The organism is Kitasatospora sp. NPDC086801 (genome assembly GCF_044745805.1).
Lineage (GTDB): Bacteria > Actinomycetota > Actinomycetes > Streptomycetales > Streptomycetaceae > Kitasatospora.
The window spans coordinates 81435-95024 of record NZ_JBIVAX010000030.1 but is presented as its reverse complement, the minus strand read 5'-3'; the positions used below and the strand labels follow the sequence as shown (position 1 = coordinate 95024).

The 13590-nt window shown below is 69.5% G+C and carries 15 protein-coding genes and 3 pseudogenes; 10 read left to right on the top strand and 8 right to left on the bottom strand.

Translation table 11 applies throughout. The annotated features are described in order from the left end of the window. Positions 1 to 369 precede the first annotated feature (369 nt). Positions 370 to 708, bottom strand: a pseudogene (locus ACIPLC_RS26970) (transposase); the annotation flags it as partial. Between ACIPLC_RS26970 and ACIPLC_RS26965 the strand changes: the two are divergent. The 6 genes and pseudogenes from ACIPLC_RS26965 to ACIPLC_RS26940 all read left to right on the top strand — a co-directional run. Further along, a complete protein-coding gene (locus ACIPLC_RS26965) occupies positions 665 to 958 on the top strand; it encodes a hypothetical protein (protein ID WP_400475600.1) in 294 nt (97 codons plus the stop codon). The pseudogene ACIPLC_RS26970 and the gene ACIPLC_RS26965 sit on opposite strands and share 44 nt — an antisense overlap. Positions 959 to 977: 19 nt before the next feature. Continuing rightward, entirely contained in the window at positions 978 to 1307 is a 330-nt protein-coding gene (locus ACIPLC_RS26960) for a hypothetical protein (protein ID WP_400475593.1), read from the top strand. 320 nt (positions 1308 to 1627) lie between these two features. Further along, a complete protein-coding gene (locus ACIPLC_RS26955) occupies positions 1628 to 2248 on the top strand; it encodes a DUF4240 domain-containing protein (protein WP_400475592.1) in 621 nt (206 codons plus the stop codon). Between the two features lie 174 nt (positions 2249 to 2422). After that, positions 2423 to 2734, top strand: coding sequence for a hypothetical protein (locus ACIPLC_RS26950; protein ID WP_400475591.1), 312 nt, complete (start codon positions 2423 to 2425; stop codon positions 2732 to 2734). A gap of 464 nt (positions 2735 to 3198) precedes the next feature. Continuing rightward, positions 3199 to 3381 (top strand): hypothetical protein, encoded by a 183-nt coding sequence (locus ACIPLC_RS26945; protein ID WP_400475590.1) that lies wholly within the window; start codon positions 3199 to 3201, stop codon positions 3379 to 3381. A 57-nt stretch (positions 3382 to 3438) separates the two neighbouring features. Then, positions 3439 to 3552: pseudogene (locus ACIPLC_RS26940) on the top strand (DUF6192 family protein); the annotation flags it as partial. A 284-nt stretch (positions 3553 to 3836) separates the two neighbouring features. On the opposite strand, the gene ACIPLC_RS26935 reads toward ACIPLC_RS26940, so the two are convergent. Together ACIPLC_RS26935 and ACIPLC_RS26930 are read right to left on the bottom strand one after the other, a co-directional pair. Beyond that, positions 3837 to 4271, bottom strand: a complete 435-nt coding sequence (locus ACIPLC_RS26935; protein WP_400475589.1) for a DUF4241 domain-containing protein — start codon at positions 4269 to 4271, stop codon at positions 3837 to 3839. 1368 nt (positions 4272 to 5639) lie between these two features. Further along, positions 5640 to 6431, bottom strand: coding sequence for a hypothetical protein (locus tag ACIPLC_RS26930; protein ID WP_400475588.1), 792 nt, complete (start codon positions 6429 to 6431; stop codon positions 5640 to 5642). 179 nt (positions 6432 to 6610) lie between these two features. Between ACIPLC_RS26930 and ACIPLC_RS26925 the strand changes: the two genes are divergently transcribed. Then, the gene (locus tag ACIPLC_RS26925; RefSeq protein WP_400475587.1) at positions 6611 to 7075 is read left to right on the top strand and encodes a hypothetical protein; all 465 of its coding nucleotides are present in this window, start codon (positions 6611 to 6613) and stop codon (positions 7073 to 7075) included. Between the two features lie 72 nt (positions 7076 to 7147). Next, positions 7148 to 7840 (top strand): annotated as a pseudogene (locus tag ACIPLC_RS26920) (hypothetical protein); the annotation flags it as partial. On the opposite strand, the gene ACIPLC_RS26915 reads toward ACIPLC_RS26920, so the two are convergent. Further along, positions 7724 to 8248 (bottom strand): hypothetical protein, encoded by a 525-nt coding sequence (locus ACIPLC_RS26915; protein ID WP_400475586.1) that lies wholly within the window; start codon positions 8246 to 8248, stop codon positions 7724 to 7726. The pseudogene ACIPLC_RS26920 and the gene ACIPLC_RS26915 overlap by 117 nt on opposite strands. 599 nt (positions 8249 to 8847) lie before the next feature. Next, on the bottom strand, positions 8848 to 10194 hold the full coding sequence (locus ACIPLC_RS26910) for a WD40 repeat domain-containing protein (protein ID WP_400475585.1): 1347 nt from the start codon (positions 10192 to 10194) through the stop codon (positions 8848 to 8850). 208 nt (positions 10195 to 10402) lie between these two features. Here ACIPLC_RS26910 and ACIPLC_RS26905 point away from each other — a divergent pair, with 208 nt between their 5' ends. Then, the gene (locus ACIPLC_RS26905) at positions 10403 to 10600 is read left to right on the top strand and encodes a hypothetical protein (protein ID WP_400475584.1); all 198 of its coding nucleotides are present in this window, start codon (positions 10403 to 10405) and stop codon (positions 10598 to 10600) included. A gap of 901 nt (positions 10601 to 11501) precedes the next feature. Here the strand turns inward: ACIPLC_RS26905 and ACIPLC_RS26900 are convergent. Then, positions 11502 to 11750 carry a hypothetical protein gene (locus ACIPLC_RS26900; RefSeq protein ID WP_400475583.1) on the bottom strand — a complete coding sequence of 83 codons (249 nt, stop codon included), beginning with the start codon at positions 11748 to 11750 and terminating at the stop codon, positions 11502 to 11504. A 500-nt stretch (positions 11751 to 12250) separates the two neighbouring features. Between ACIPLC_RS26900 and ACIPLC_RS26895 the strand changes: the two genes are divergently transcribed. Continuing rightward, the gene (locus ACIPLC_RS26895) at positions 12251 to 12760 is read left to right on the top strand and encodes a hypothetical protein (RefSeq protein ID WP_400475582.1); all 510 of its coding nucleotides are present in this window, start codon (positions 12251 to 12253) and stop codon (positions 12758 to 12760) included. On the opposite strand, the gene ACIPLC_RS26890 is transcribed toward ACIPLC_RS26895, so the two are convergent. Together ACIPLC_RS26890 and ACIPLC_RS26885 are read right to left on the bottom strand one after the other, a co-directional pair. After that, positions 12705 to 13370 (bottom strand): hypothetical protein, encoded by a 666-nt coding sequence (locus tag ACIPLC_RS26890; RefSeq protein ID WP_400475581.1) that lies wholly within the window; start codon positions 13368 to 13370, stop codon positions 12705 to 12707. The two genes, ACIPLC_RS26895 and ACIPLC_RS26890, sit on opposite strands and share 56 nt — an antisense overlap. 7 nt (positions 13371 to 13377) lie before the next feature. Then, complete coding sequence (locus ACIPLC_RS26885) at positions 13378 to 13590, bottom strand: hypothetical protein (protein WP_400475580.1); 213 nt, start codon at positions 13588 to 13590, stop codon at positions 13378 to 13380.

Below are 13590 nucleotides of genomic sequence, written 5' to 3'. Positions count from 1 at the left end.
CAACCTCACCAAGCGCATAACGGACGAAACCACACCAAGCTGGCGAGGAACCTATTAGGACATAAAGGGCAATCCGTCTACCTCAAACGCCCTCTCAGTCCCCCGCAGGGACCGAAGGAGACCCTTCCTCCTGGACCTCGGCGGCGAGAGGCCAGTGTCGAACTTCAGTCACTTCAGTCTCTCCCAAACTCGGACAGATGCGCATTGAAAAGCCTCCCTCATGCCCGGGCGACACGCCCTCCGCTGCTCAAGCCAAGCGCCCGAGGCGGCACCGGCGATCCGCTAGGCCCTGGGCTACCGGCAATTCGAAGAATCAGTCCCTTCAGTCCCTGTTCGGGGCGGATGGACCGCAATACCTAAGCTTGATTTTTAAGCTGCCGCTGCGATCTCGGTGAGGTGGGCTTCGAGCGTGGGTTCGCGTTCGACGGTCTTCCCGACGTCGTAACGGAGCGCCGGCCTGCGGTTCTTCGTACCGGGTGGGCGTCCTGGGCCGGGGCGTGTCGGTTGCGGCACGGTTGCCGGGCAGGGCGTCTTCGCGCGGATGTTGCGGAGCCCGCGTCGGATCCGGGCGGGCGTGAGCCTGTTCGGCGGCGTGGGCTTCTCCCACGGGCGACGCAGATCCTCGGCGAGGGGCCGGGCGAGGCGGAGCTGGGTGTGCGCGACGATGACCAGCCAGGTCCATAGGTCCGCCGTGTCGGGGCGGCGGATCAAGGAGCAGGGGATTCCGAATGGCATGGCGCAGCGGGAATATATCGACGCGGCCAAGGAGCTAGCTGAGCGCCTGAAGCAGCCCGGCGTTGGGGCGGGTCGGGAATGGAATATCAATCTCAAGGACATCGGATCCCACGAGGAAAAGCTGCAGGGGAAGTCATATACCAATTCAACAACGGGCGAGGTGCTGTTCACGTCGGTGGATGGCAGTAAGATCGTGACGTACCATCCCCCGGCAAGGAGGTAGCTGAAAGATGCGAGGACCTGTGGAACTGAGCTTCGTCGATGCCTATACCATCTGGAGTCACGTTCCGTATCCGCCACACGGCACGACGCGGGAGTTGAGGGCGCTCCGCGGCGATCTCGCCATCGCTCATGAGCACACCACGGGGGCCGTCGTCTTCATGAGGACCGGTGCGTTCAGGCCGTCAGGTGCGGATGTTCTGGCGGAACTCGACGAGGTCATCGCTCAAGCCGACGTCCTGTGCGGGGAATACTCGGGAGAAGACCTGGCGGTCGCGCGAGAGATACACGCCTACGCGACGTTGCTGGCGATCGTCTACCGGGGATTCCTCAAAGCAGGTGAATCCCTCTAGGGAGTGCCTGGAGGGTCGATATTCCTTGTGCTCGTCAAACGGGTCGTGGCACATCGGAATTCAACCAGGCCAGGCCCGGTCCACGGCCCTGTTCGCCCTCGCCGAAGAGGTCCCGGCCGCGATCCTGGCTCGCATGCTCGGCATCCACATCCAAGTCGCCGTCCAGTGGCAGAAAGCGTCCGCCGGAGACTGGGCCGCCTACACCGCCGACGTCAGCCGCCGTATTCCGGGGAACCGATGAAGCTCCCCATCACCCTCCACCAAGTCGCTGCCGCCCGCTCGTTGGTGACCTGTCAGCGGGGTCTGGCATGGTTCCGGCCATGGAGATGGAGACCGACGAGTTCTGGACCATCATCGAGACGGCGCGCGCGGCGACGGACAAGCCCTTCGACGAGGCGTTGACCGACGTCCTGGCCGGACTGCCGTTGGAGCGCATCCTCGACTATGACGAGCGCTTCCACGCGGTCCACGAATCCGTCTACCGCTGGGACGTGTGGGCAGCCTCCTACCTGATCGGCGGCTGGTTCTCCGACGACGGCTTCATCGACTTCCGCGCGGGCCTCATCAGCCTCGGCCGGGAGTGGTTCGAGCGGGTGGCGGCCGCGCCGGACTCCCTCGCCGACCACCCGCTGGTCGACAGCTCCGGCTCCGTCGACGACCTGGAGGAGGCGCTCCTCCAGGAGGATGCCACCTACGCGGTGCTGGGAGCCTATGACCGGGTCACCGGAGTCCAGGACAGCTACTACGACGCGCAGGAGGCCCGGGCGGCCTCGCGGCCGAAGCGCGAGGACGTCGAGCCCGACATGGGCGAGAAGTGGGATTTCGAAGACGACGGCGAGATGCGGCGGCGGCTGCCCCGGCTCGCGGCGCTCTGCCTCGACAAGGATGACGATGACGAGGATGACGAGGAGGGCGATGACGAGGAGGGCGACGAGGACTGACGGCAGCCGCCTTGGCTTGTAGCGAGAGGTACCCGAGGTCAGCAGGCCCCGGCCGACAGCACGAACCGCCCCGTGGCCTCGTCCTTCCCGAACGGACGAGGCTGCGACGACAGCCCCCACCGACAGCGGCCCGTACAGATGCGGGAGAAGCCGCAAAGACTGAAAGGCAACACAGTGGCATTGGCCAAGAAGGGTTCCCGCCGCATCGTCGTCGACGGCGTCGAGTACCGCTGGCGGGTGAGCAGGAACCACATGTGCTGCGACTACGAAGGCAGCACCTTGGGCTACGTGGCAGAGGACGCGACCTGCCCCGGAACGACGCTCGTCGTGGAAACCGGACGGCCGGCCGTCCTCAACCCGGACCTGGTGCCGGCTGAGGTCGTCCTGCCGCGGGAAGTCGCCGCAGGCATTCGGGCCGCGCGGTCGAAGGGCTGGATGCCCAGCTCCAACGGTTCGCCGTTCAAGCTGCACCTGTTTGCTGCTTGACCGCACGGTGGATGTCGCCACCCCGGCTGCGAGCACCGCCACTCTGAACACCGCTCAACGCCCAGGAACAGGAGGGCATCCGGACAGTTCCAATAGCCGACTCCACCATGACACCTCGCCAACACCGACCCGAGGCTGGAGGAGGCCCTCAACGCAGTCCGGGTCGCCGGCCCCGGGTCGGCGGAACCCGGACTGGTCCTCTCGGGCACGGAGTCCATGAGTCGCGAGCAGGCTGAGGCCCGGCCATCGACCTCACCCGCAGGTCCACCCCCGCCGAGGGCGGGTTCTGCACCTTTCAACCGGTCGTCGACGGCGACGCCTGCCCCTGGAACCTGAACTGCCACAACTGCGACAAGTTCGTCCTGCCCGGCGCCGACCTCGTCTACTGGCACCGCAAGCGCGAGCAGTGGCGGACGCTTGCCGAACAGCCCCCGGACCCCGCCACCGCCGACTTTCTCCACGAGGTGTTCGAACCGACCGCCCGCGCGATCGACGGCCTGGAGAAGGCCCTCGCCGCCGTTGACCTCCTCGACGAGGCTCTGGCGGTCGGCCTCCGTCGGCCCCAGGACTACTTCGGGCGTGTCCGGGCGACCGCCATCCGCGCACAGGAACTCGCCCAGGCCGAAGCCGGAGAGGGGCCAGCGTGAAGCCCGAGAACACGCCTGGCGGAGGACATCGGCCTGTCCAACAAGACCGTGTCGGGCATGCGGTGGGTGGCATCGAAGTGGCCGAAGGAGCGCCGGCAGGCGGGCGTGTCGTGCACGGTCCACCGGATCCTGGCGCGAATCGAGGACGAGCAGGAGCGGTTCGCCGCCATCCTCTCGGTGGTCGCCCGGGTCGGCCAGGCCAGGCCAGGCCAGGGAACTGTGGCCTGGCCGATACTGGTCGTCGATGCGGTCGAGCTCGGGCCGTCTCAGGACCCCGCTCGCACCAACCTCTCCTGCTGGCCCGGCAGCGAGCAACCTGGCGACGACCTGATCGACCTCCTCACCGCAGGGCTGCAGGTCTCCGAGGCAATGGCGAGGGGCCCGTCCGATCGCGGGATCGGACGGGCCCGCTTGACATCCATAGGCGCATCCCCGGTCCCAGCGGGACCGGGGGCTCAGGGCGCCATGAGGTCGGGCATTCCTTCGACCAGCACCACCACACCGACCACGTCCCCGTCTGCCGACCGCCCCACCCAGACGGGATGGACCCCGTCCGAGCCCACTGCGAACGCCACCAGCTCGGCGCCGGAGCCAGGCTCGCGGGTGCGGAGGAAGTAGGCGGAGCCGGTGCTGTACTTCCACGCCTCCGGGTCGTTGTCCTCCATCACCTGCTGGGAGAGCCGCTGGAGCGGGCCCCACGCCCCGGCATCGGCGAAGGCGCCCATCGCGCCGTCCGTACCGAACCCGTACGCCTCGCCCTCCCCGAGCAGCCTGGTGTCGTCGCACGGCCTGAGGGGCCATCTCCCAGGACACGGCCGGGGCTTCCCCGACGAGCAGCCGGACCGCCGTGGACGACTCACAGCCGTCGAGGAAGGCGGCCTGCGCCTCATCGAGCACGTGCTCCCCCGGCGGGACGGCGATGCTGAAGTGCGGCCCGTCATGGTCCAGGGGGCAGTCGACGGCCAGCAGGCCGCTCGGCACGCGCAGGGTGCCGGTCCGCCTCGGCTCCACGGCGGTCATCTCGTCGCCGTAGGGACCGGACATGCGCCTACCGGGACGAAAGAGCGCGTCGAAGTCGATGGACGAGAACATGCGGGATGATTCCCGACGCCACGGCACGGAAGCCTCGGGCGTCCCGGCAGTGTCCAAGTGCACCCGCACCCAGTCCGGCAGGTGCTCGCCGCCCGGAAGCGGCCGCCACTTCCCGAACTCTGGCCGGGCCGACCACAGCCGCTCTTCCGGCACCGTAAGCACGGCCTCCAGCGAGGAGCCTCGCATGCCCTCGGGCTGGTGCGAGATCCGTCCCGTACCGTCAGGGAAGACCTCCACCACGGTACGAGGGCAGTCCTGGGCGGATTCCGCCATCACCGGATCCGGGTAGCGCCAGCTGATCGCGCGCCGGTTCAGCAGCCGCTCCTCGTCGACCAGCAGCCTCAGTTCCGCCTCGAGTGTCCGGCGGCCCTGTTCGTCGTACGCCCACACCTCGACGAAGCCCGCGCCCCACGACACCAGCCGCACCTCGGCCGGCACCTCGCTCCCCGGCACCCGGTGCATCACCGCGTACGGCAGCCCCTCGGCGTCCCGCGCCCGCGCCTCCCCGGCGGACAGCGCCCGTCCGGGGGTACGGGACGCCGGATCCCAGCCCTCCGCGTACCCCCCCCTCGACGACCATCCCCGATCCCCGCTCCATCTGCCACCGCCAGCTCGTGCCCGATCCTGCCGAGCGTAAGATAACGGCTGCCACCGACAGGGGGTGTCGGCGCCTACGTCCGCGCACTCGTTCCGATGGGCCAGCTCGGCCCAGACCGTCTTGCCGATCAGCCGGTCCATGCCCCCCAGTCGGCAGGGATCGGCAGGGAGGGGTGCAACGCGTTGCCACCCGGGCCGCATCGGACAGCAAGGATCTTCCCGAGCCCGTCGACGACGCCCAGACTGCGGAGGCCGAGAGGCAACTGGGCATCGTGCTGCATCCTTTACTTGGGTGCCCGTATCGCGCGGTCGCTGACGGCGGCTTCGGCCCTGACTATCGACTGTTGCCACTGCTTGGTTCGGGCTCCAGCGTCGTTGGCGCATACCTGACGCGACGTGAGGCGTCCGTTGGAGTGGAGCACCCGGAATGGCCCGAAGCCGTCGTACCGATCCTGACCTGGGGCTGTGCCATGTACGCAGGCGTTGATTGTCTCAGTGAGGACGGTCAGGTCCTGCTCTTCGAGCCGAACCCGTATAGCGGCGGATCGTGGGATCAGGAGTGGCTCCGATCAGCTCGAACCGACGCCGAAGGTCCGTAGTTCGTAGTAGTCGCCGCCGTACGTGCCGTCAGGTCCCTTCTGGAGCATGAAGGCCACCGGGCCGGAGCGGTGGAGCGGGCTGTCGACGGGGGCCCGGCCGGCGGCGAAGGTACTGTCCACTCGGGGCTTCATGGCGTCCAACCAGGCCTTGGTGGACGCCGGTTCCGCTCCCGGGTGGTCCAGGCCGGCGCAATCATGGAGGAAATCGGCTTGCTTCGCGGCGGTGGCCGTCACGTGGCAGGACCAGGTCGTCAAGTCGCCGTCGATGGTCCACGCCGCGGCGATCCACATCGCGGTGTTCCCGCCCTGCTTGACGCCCGAGGCGTGCCAGACCGTCGGCCGGCCGGGGAAGTCGACCTTCTCCCGGGCCTTCATGGTGATGCCCCAGGTGGTGGCCAGGTGGTTCAGGTACGACTCGCCGGTGTACCCGGGCTCGATCACCTGGCTCCTGACCGTCGGAGCCTTGGCGGCGGCCACCGGCTCGGTGGGCCAGTCCGCCGGACTCCCCACGCCCGGGGCGGCGCTGGAGGGTGCTGCCGTGCCGACCGGGGGCGGCGACGCCGGTACCGCGCCGGGCTGGGGGGCCGAGCCCGCCGTGCCCGTCGGGGCCGGCAGGTCCGGGCCTTCGCCCGGGCCGAGCCGAGTGACGGCTTCGGCTCCGGGCCGGTTCGGCCCCTTGCCGTGCGAGGACGAGCAGCCGACCAGGACAGCGAGGATCGCTGCGGCCGCGGCCAGGCGCGTCAGGGGGTGAGCGGGGCTCAAGAACGGCTCCTTCGGGCTGCGATGTCGTGCGGTTGGCCGGCATGGTCCGGGACCGGCTTGCCGCGGTGATCGGGCCGCCGCCCCCGGGCGGAGTGGTCCCGGTCCCGTGGGAGCTCGGGCCCGAGGCACTCGGTTTCCAACTGCCAGCGGACTAGCGGGCGTTCGCCGACCGGTACGGGATGGTCAGCATCAGCGACGAGCTGCACATCTACACACCATCGGCGGCGCCCAGCCCCAAGACCGAGCAGCCGCTCGGCTTCGAGGGATTCCTGTACTACACGACGGATCCCTATGGATACTGTGCCATGCTGGCCCAGGCCTACCAGGATGGGGACTACGACGAGTGCCCGTATCCGCTGTTCCCGGCCGAGGGCGGGCTGCTGAAGTGGGGCAACAACGACAACTCCGACCAGTTCTGCTGGCTGATGCGGGGCCCGGACCCGGACCGGTGGCCGGTCGCTGCCAAGTTCGACTCGGTGCTGGAGTGGGACCTGTACGAGGGCGGCTTCCTGGAGTTCCTGCTGGCGGCGGTGACGGAGCAGTATCCGAACCATGGGGACGTTGTTCCTGGCGGGACGAAACAGGTCGGTGATGGCCGTGCCTATCGCTTCGGGGGTGATTGGTCGAAGCGGCTTCTGGAGTGAGCCCACGAACATGGTCAACGGCCAGGTCGGGGCGCTGCTGAGGGTCCTCGGAGCGCTGGAGAATGCGGCGGGGTGACTCCCGACTCCGCTCATAGATGTGGTGTCGACGTGGGGCCGACCCCCCGAGGGCTGGACGGTAGGTCACCGTCCCGCGCTGGGCCTGCTCCGCGGCCTTGCCCAGCGCCCCTTCGAGGCGACGATGGTGTACACCGCGCTCGGCGACGCGATCGGCCGGCTGAGCGCTCCCGAGGCCACAGCCGATTCCCTGCGCTGGTGCCTGGACAGCGCCACCCCGATGCTCGCCGACGGCGCGTTGCGTGCCGTGGCGATGCAGCGACTGTGCCTGGACACGGCCACGATCGACCACGTCCTGGACTTCCTTGCGCCTCTGGACCCCCACGACGGTCTCCGGTTCTGGGCCGCGGCTGCCGCTGCGGGTTGGCCCCGCCCTCAGGTCACGAGGTTTCTCCACGAACGCGCAGCCGGTCCCCGGTCCGATGTGGCCAGTGCAGCCGACTCATCCCTACAGGGCACGTACCAGGCCTACACCCCCTTGTAGCAACCCGGCCGGTCAACACCCGCGTCCACCGCGAGACCGGCAAGACCCCGGCCTCCGCACTGGAGGTCGAACGCACCCGCCCGCACCCACTACCCGCAGCACCTCACACCCGCGCGCTCGGCGGGTCCCGCCAGGTGCTGCGGGACCAGACCGTCCGCTTCGGCTCGGTCCGCTACTCGACCCCGCCGGGCCTGGTCGGCCAGGAAGCCTGGGTCCGCGCCGATGGCGAGGAACTCGTCATCGTGGTGGACCTGTCCCGGCTCGCGCACCGACCGGAACGGATGCAGGGCCCGGCCGGGCTGACGGAAGTCGCCCGGCATCCCCTGTCCCTGGTCGATGACACGAGCGATCTCATGCGGCCCGTCCGCGAGGGGCGTCAGCTGGATGACGGCCTCCTCGCGACTCGACGCCGCGGGGCCGCCGTTCACCCGGTTGAGCACCCAGTACTGCGGCTGCGTGACGTCGATCCTGGCCATAGCGTCACGCAGATGCCGGGTGACGGCTACGTGGGCGAGGCCACTCCAGTAACCAATGGGCCGGGTGGCCAGCATGTCGTCGGTGGCGGCCGGATCAGCCGGCGCCTGGTCGGTGGTGATGTCAGTCAGCGGTCCCATGACCGCGACGCTCTATCCCCCAACGCTCACACACCCCCATCCGAGGGACGAATAGTCGTACCGGGCAGGGAGGTCAACTGTCCGCGCACAAGGATCTGAGATGTCCGCTCACCCGGACGGCCCGCTGTCCGTTGACACGGAGCAGGTCCGACGCGCGTATCGCCGTCGAGGCGGGAGTGCACGTCGACACGGCGCGCACGTGGCGACGCCGGTTCGCCGACCTGGGCCGGCCCGGTGCCCGCCGTCACGGCTCTGGTGGCACCGCCGGGTCCAGGCCGGGCAGGCCCGCTCGTGTCAGGCCGTCCGGCCCACCACCCCGCCCGGGGAGATGTGCTCGCTGGTCCAGGTCCGGCAGCACCCACCCGTCGGTCGTGGGCGGGCCGGGGCCGGCGGTCTCGCGGCACGGACCGGAGCAGCGGGGGGGCGGGCACGGCGGGCTGGGCCGGACGGCGGCGTCGGCGCCTGGTCGAAGGTGTCGTCATGCCGAAGGCTCTGCCCGCCCGGCCCGGCCGTCCAACCGCGCAGCCGCCGGGACGGAACCGGTGAGAACGGGGCTGTCCCGTTCTCACCTGCCCGTGACCTGCTCAGATACCCGAAACTCACCGGCCGGTGGCCACCCGCAGGGTGTGGTCCGAGCTGGCGGAGGCGAGCAGGCGACCGTCCGGTGAGAAGGCCACGCTGTTGATCTGTTTCGTGTGGAGTTCCAGTGGTTCGCCGACACGCCGCCCGGTGGCCATGTCCACGATTACCAGGTTCCTCTCAAGGGTCCCGCAGGCCAGAAGCTGGAGATCGGGACAGAACGACATGATGCTCACGACATCATCGAGCCTGGGCAACTGCCGGTCGCATACACGGGTGGAGGGGTTCCAGATCCGGATCCCCTCCGGTACTGCCACGGCGAGCCGTAGCCCGTCGAGAACAGTCATGGAGCCGGCTTCGCGGTCAAAACGAGGGACGAACACCTGGGTGAGCTGACGGGTGCCGAGGTCGTAGAGGAGGATCTTGTCATCGTTCCGGCTGTGGAGGGCGAGGTGTCTTCCACCGGAGAACGGGAGGACGTTGTCCAGCAGACCCTCCACGAAGGGGTGGGGGGTGGGCTCCCACGTGTCGGTGCTCCACGTTGTCACTTCTCCGAACCGCCCCGCCGAGACGAGAGAGTCACCGGCAGAGGAGAAGGCCAGGCAGAGCACCTCACGTTGGTGGTGGGGACCGGGGGTGTTGACGAGCCTGCCGGTCGTGATGTCCCAGACGAACACCGGGGACCGCTCGACGAGGTCCTCGCCGCCGGCAGCGACGAGCACGCCGTCGGGGGAGAGCGCGACAGTACGGGCCCGCTGGAGGCGATCGTCCGTGAAGGTCCCGAGCAGGGCCCAGGTCCGGGCGTCCCAAACCCTCACTGCCCCGTCACCGCACGCGGTGGCCGCCCGGCGCCCGTCGAGGGAGAACACCACCTTGTACACCGGACCAGGATGGACAATGGTCAGCGCCGGGTCGAACCGCGGGTTCCGGAGGACGGGCGCGACCTCCCCGCCCGACCGGGAGTCCTCCGGCCTGGACCTCTCGTCGCCCACACCCGGTGCCGGGTTGCCGGACGCGGACAGCGTCGCGCGCAGGGCCGTGATGGTCTTCCACCGTGTGCGCCACGGGTCGAGCACCGGATCGCGGCGTCCCGGGGCCTGGCACGGATCCCCGTACACGTCCCAGGACATCAGCGTGCGTACCAGCCACATCAGCTTGTCCAGGCCCACGTACCGGCCGGCGAAGGCCGCGCTCTGCGTGGCGATCGGCAGCGCGGCCTTCTCCTGCACGAACAGTGTGCGCGCCCGGTTCTCGATCGCCCGCAGCGGCGGATTGCCCCGGTCGGTCCGAAGCTGTGTCAGGTCCCGGCCCTGGGCCTCCAGCTCCCTCCGGTACTCGTCCTCCACCGGTCCGTTCTGCTGAGACACCCGGCCCCCTCGGTTCGACCCACCCCTGTGCAAGCAGGCTAGGACCTGCAGACCGAACACCGCTGAACTTCACCGAACACCGGCCCCACCACGCGTGGTGTTCGGTCAGGACCGGCCGCCGTTCGCCGCCGCTACCGTGCCGATCGCCCCTCGACGATTTCGTTCCGCGGCCTGGGACCGCGGGGCGCCCGTCCCGCACAGTCGGGGCATGACCACGAACCCGGGCTCGCAGCCCCCGCCGTTCCTGTCTCTGCACACCACCGTCGTCCTGCTCGCCGCGGTCGTCATCGGCCTGGTCGTCGGTGTCCTCACGGCCATGACCGGCGCCCCGCCCGCCGCGGCGGTCATCGCCGGGATGACCGCCGTCGGCACCAGCATCCCGGTCCTGCGCAGCCTCATCCGCTGACCCCACCGAACGTCGCGCCGCAGGACGGCTCGCCGTCGCCGAGCGCACACAGGCGAAGGGCGGCCGCTCCACTCCTCGGCGTCCAGGACCGCGGAAACCTCGGCATCGCGGCGCCCGGAGCGTCGCCGCAGACGCCGGGCGGCGCGACGGGACCGGCGGAACTCCATCACAACCAACGCCGTGACGAAACCACCACGGGGCGGTACGGGGCGCGAACACCCGCCCGACGTCGGCCAGACGCCGTCCACGCACCAACAGAATCACGCCTCTCCGCTGGGCGGACTGGGGGCCACCGAGCCGAGCTCGGTGGAGCCGAAGGGGCCCACCATCGGCTGGCCCGGCGGTCGTATGATCCGCCGCCACGGGGGCCGTCGCAGGGCGCGGTGGTCAACGGCGTACCCGCAGACGCGCCGCCTCGGGTGACGTTGCCGCCGGGGGCGGGTTGCGGCCGGTAGCCGTGGACCACGATCAGTCTCAGGTGGCGTCACATCGCCACGTTCCTCGCCACGCTCGCCCTGATGTTCCTGCCGGCCGCGGCCCCCGTCTACGCCAACTCCCCCGACCCGGCAGCCGCGGTCGCCGACGCCGCGCACCGCACCCTTCCAGAGCCGCCGCCGCTCGACGTCGTCCGGGCCGAGCTGGACGAGCCGGCCGTCGAGGCCCCACACTCCATGGCCGGGTACAGCCGAACGGAGGCCCTGGAGGTTGCCCAGGGCGAGAACCTCCTCCTGCGCAGACGCCTGGCTCGATTTCGAGACCGATTGAGCCGTTGGGTATCCGCATCCCGGGATGCGGAGATCTCGCTCACCCGGACCTCAACGCATTCTGGACCTGACGGTGGCCGACCTCGTCCCGCGACCGGATGCGCACGCGACGACTCGGATTCTCCCGGTCCCAGCTTTCACTGTCCAAGACTTGCGACGGAGTCCGACAGCCGCCATCGCGAGGACCCCACAAGGCTTTCCGGCACCACGACGAGTCCGTCGAGATCCTCGGCGGCCGAAGCAGCAGCGGAACCGCCTGCGCGGTCGCGTACTTGCCACCTCTCGATCGGGACTTCGAACCTGGCCGGGCTCTCGCGCCGGCCTGTACGGCGGAGGAGATCCTGTGCCCGCTCCGGCAGTTCGGAAGGATCGTCCAGGATGTGCATCCTGTACTTCCTTTCCAGAGGCAGCAAGCAGCAGCAGGATCGGCACCTCATCGCGGAGCTCCCCACGTGGGCCAGGAGGCCGCTCATCAGGCGCTTCCCAACCTGGAAGCACGGCCCTGATGGCGACTCGGGGTGGCAACTCAGTCCGATTTGACAGGATGTCGGCTACGCCCGAAGGATCCAGTGAGTTGGGATCGCGTCGTCGGCCGTGGAGGTGGTGGACCTCCTGGGAGGTGTCGCCATGGGTCGCTGAATGTAGAGACAACCTCGACAGCACTGGAGTCAGCCGCACTCGGCCGCCCGATGGCAGTGAAGGAGGACGGCCGGGCCCGGGCGTTTTCGGGGTGACCGGGGAGGCGGAGGCGGATGCGCACAGGGCCTGACCGTCGGGCCCGGTCAACCTGCTGCCGCGCGTATCGGGGCGAATCTGCCCTTCACCAGCCGTTCACCGCGTCGGAGCGGTAAGTTGACGGCTGCCAACTATAGGGAGAGGCATCGACATGACCATCGACCAGGCTGCCCTCGGCAGCGCGGTGAAGGCGGTCGTCGCCGCCGCGCACGCCGACGACCCGGCTGCGCTGTACCGCGCCGTGATGCCGCCGGCAGGCACGGATACGCCTCCGGCCGAGGTCACGACCTGGTTCGGGTCACTCCTCATTCACCTCGCGCTCACCGCGGCGACCGCTTCGAGGCTGGAGCGGGGCTGCCCCCGGGAGGCCGTCTCGGGATGGATCGGGGAGGTGCTGGGCCCGCTGCCCACCCCGGCGCTGCTGCGCGCTGCGGATCCTGACCGCATCGACCACGTCGAAGCGGTGAGCTCAGCGGCGGACTACTCCCGGTGCCACGAGTACACCGTCGACCTGATCCGGGTGGGCCTGACCGAGCCGGATCAGGCACCGGACGAACGAGGCATCGAAGCCCACTGTGCGGTGACGAACGACAAGAAGGCGCGGATCACCGTGATCGCGATGCTCGGCCGCCTTGCCGTTGTCGCTGACGGGCGAGGTTGACGGTGCCGCTCCGGTAGTGCGCGGGCGACGGGCCGCCTTCGGGCTGCTCGGCGCGGTGGCCTGGAGGCGGCCTTCCTTGTGTCCAGGTCGACCAACATGACGATCCACACGACGGCGGCCCGTACCACGCCGAGGGCCTCGATCCGGTGCAGCTCCAGATCCTTCGCGCCGCCGCCGTGGCGCACCCACGGCATCGCGGAGCCGTAGGTGTGGAGGTGGTTGATCGCCTGGCACAGCGAAGTACGCTCGCCTTCCGGGAACAAGTGGCGCAGCCCCGCGTCGTGCTCTTCTTCCCGGAGGCGATCTTGACGACGCCTTCCAGCGTGTTGACGGCCAGAGCGACGGCCTGGCGCTCGTCACCGGTCTTCTGCGCGACCAGGGCTTTGGCCCAGTTCGCGTGCGCCGTCGCGTACTTCCCGGTGAACAGGCTCAGCGGGCGGGTGGTGGCGTCCTGGACTTCGAGTTCCTCGGCCCCCTCGTCGTTCTCCTCGAAGCCGCCGTCGACCATCTCGAGCCCGATCCCGGCCTCCGTCAGGATCTTGTTCACCCGATCGCCGTAGGCCGACGAACCCCAGACGCCGTTCGATTGCAGCACCTGTTCACCAGCCACCAGGTCATCATGAACGGGCCCAGCTACCGACCGAACAAACGTGCAGCTGCTTGTAGGTGGCCACCTTGAGCACGCTGAGGACGGCGAGGGCGTCGGCGCGCAGCGAGTGGGTCGATCCGTTGGGGTTGCGGGTGGAACGGCGGAAGTGCACCCGGCCGGTCCGGGCCGCCGGCTGCTGCCGGTCGTCGTGCTGCTCGCCCTGGTCGTCGTGGTCGCCCAT

Bases quoted from the DNA above. Each gene is read 5' to 3' on its own strand.
- ACIPLC_RS26955 (WP_400475592.1), top strand. From the start codon at position 1,628: ATGGAGATGGAGACCGACGAGTTCTGGACCATCATCGAGACGGCGCGC.
- ACIPLC_RS26895 (WP_400475582.1), top strand. From the start codon at position 12,251: ATGACCATCGACCAGGCTGCCCTCGGCAGCGCGGTGAAGGCGGTCGTC.
- ACIPLC_RS26925 (WP_400475587.1), top strand. From the start codon at position 6,611: ATGGTCAGCATCAGCGACGAGCTGCACATCTACACACCATCGGCGGCG.
- ACIPLC_RS26915 (WP_400475586.1), bottom strand. From the start codon at position 8,248: ATGGGACCGCTGACTGACATCACCACCGACCAGGCGCCGGCTGATCCG.
- ACIPLC_RS26900 (WP_400475583.1), bottom strand. From the start codon at position 11,750: ATGCACATCCTGGACGATCCTTCCGAACTGCCGGAGCGGGCACAGGAT.
- ACIPLC_RS26905 (WP_400475584.1), top strand. From the start codon at position 10,403: ATGACCACGAACCCGGGCTCGCAGCCCCCGCCGTTCCTGTCTCTGCAC.
- ACIPLC_RS26965 (WP_400475600.1), top strand. From the start codon at position 665: ATGACCAGCCAGGTCCATAGGTCCGCCGTGTCGGGGCGGCGGATCAAG.
- ACIPLC_RS26935 (WP_400475589.1), bottom strand. From the start codon at position 4,271: ATGAGGCGCAGGCCGCCTTCCTCGACGGCTGTGAGTCGTCCACGGCGG.
- ACIPLC_RS26885 (WP_400475580.1), bottom strand. From the start codon at position 13,590: ATGGGCGACCACGACGACCAGGGCGAGCAGCACGACGACCGGCAGCAG.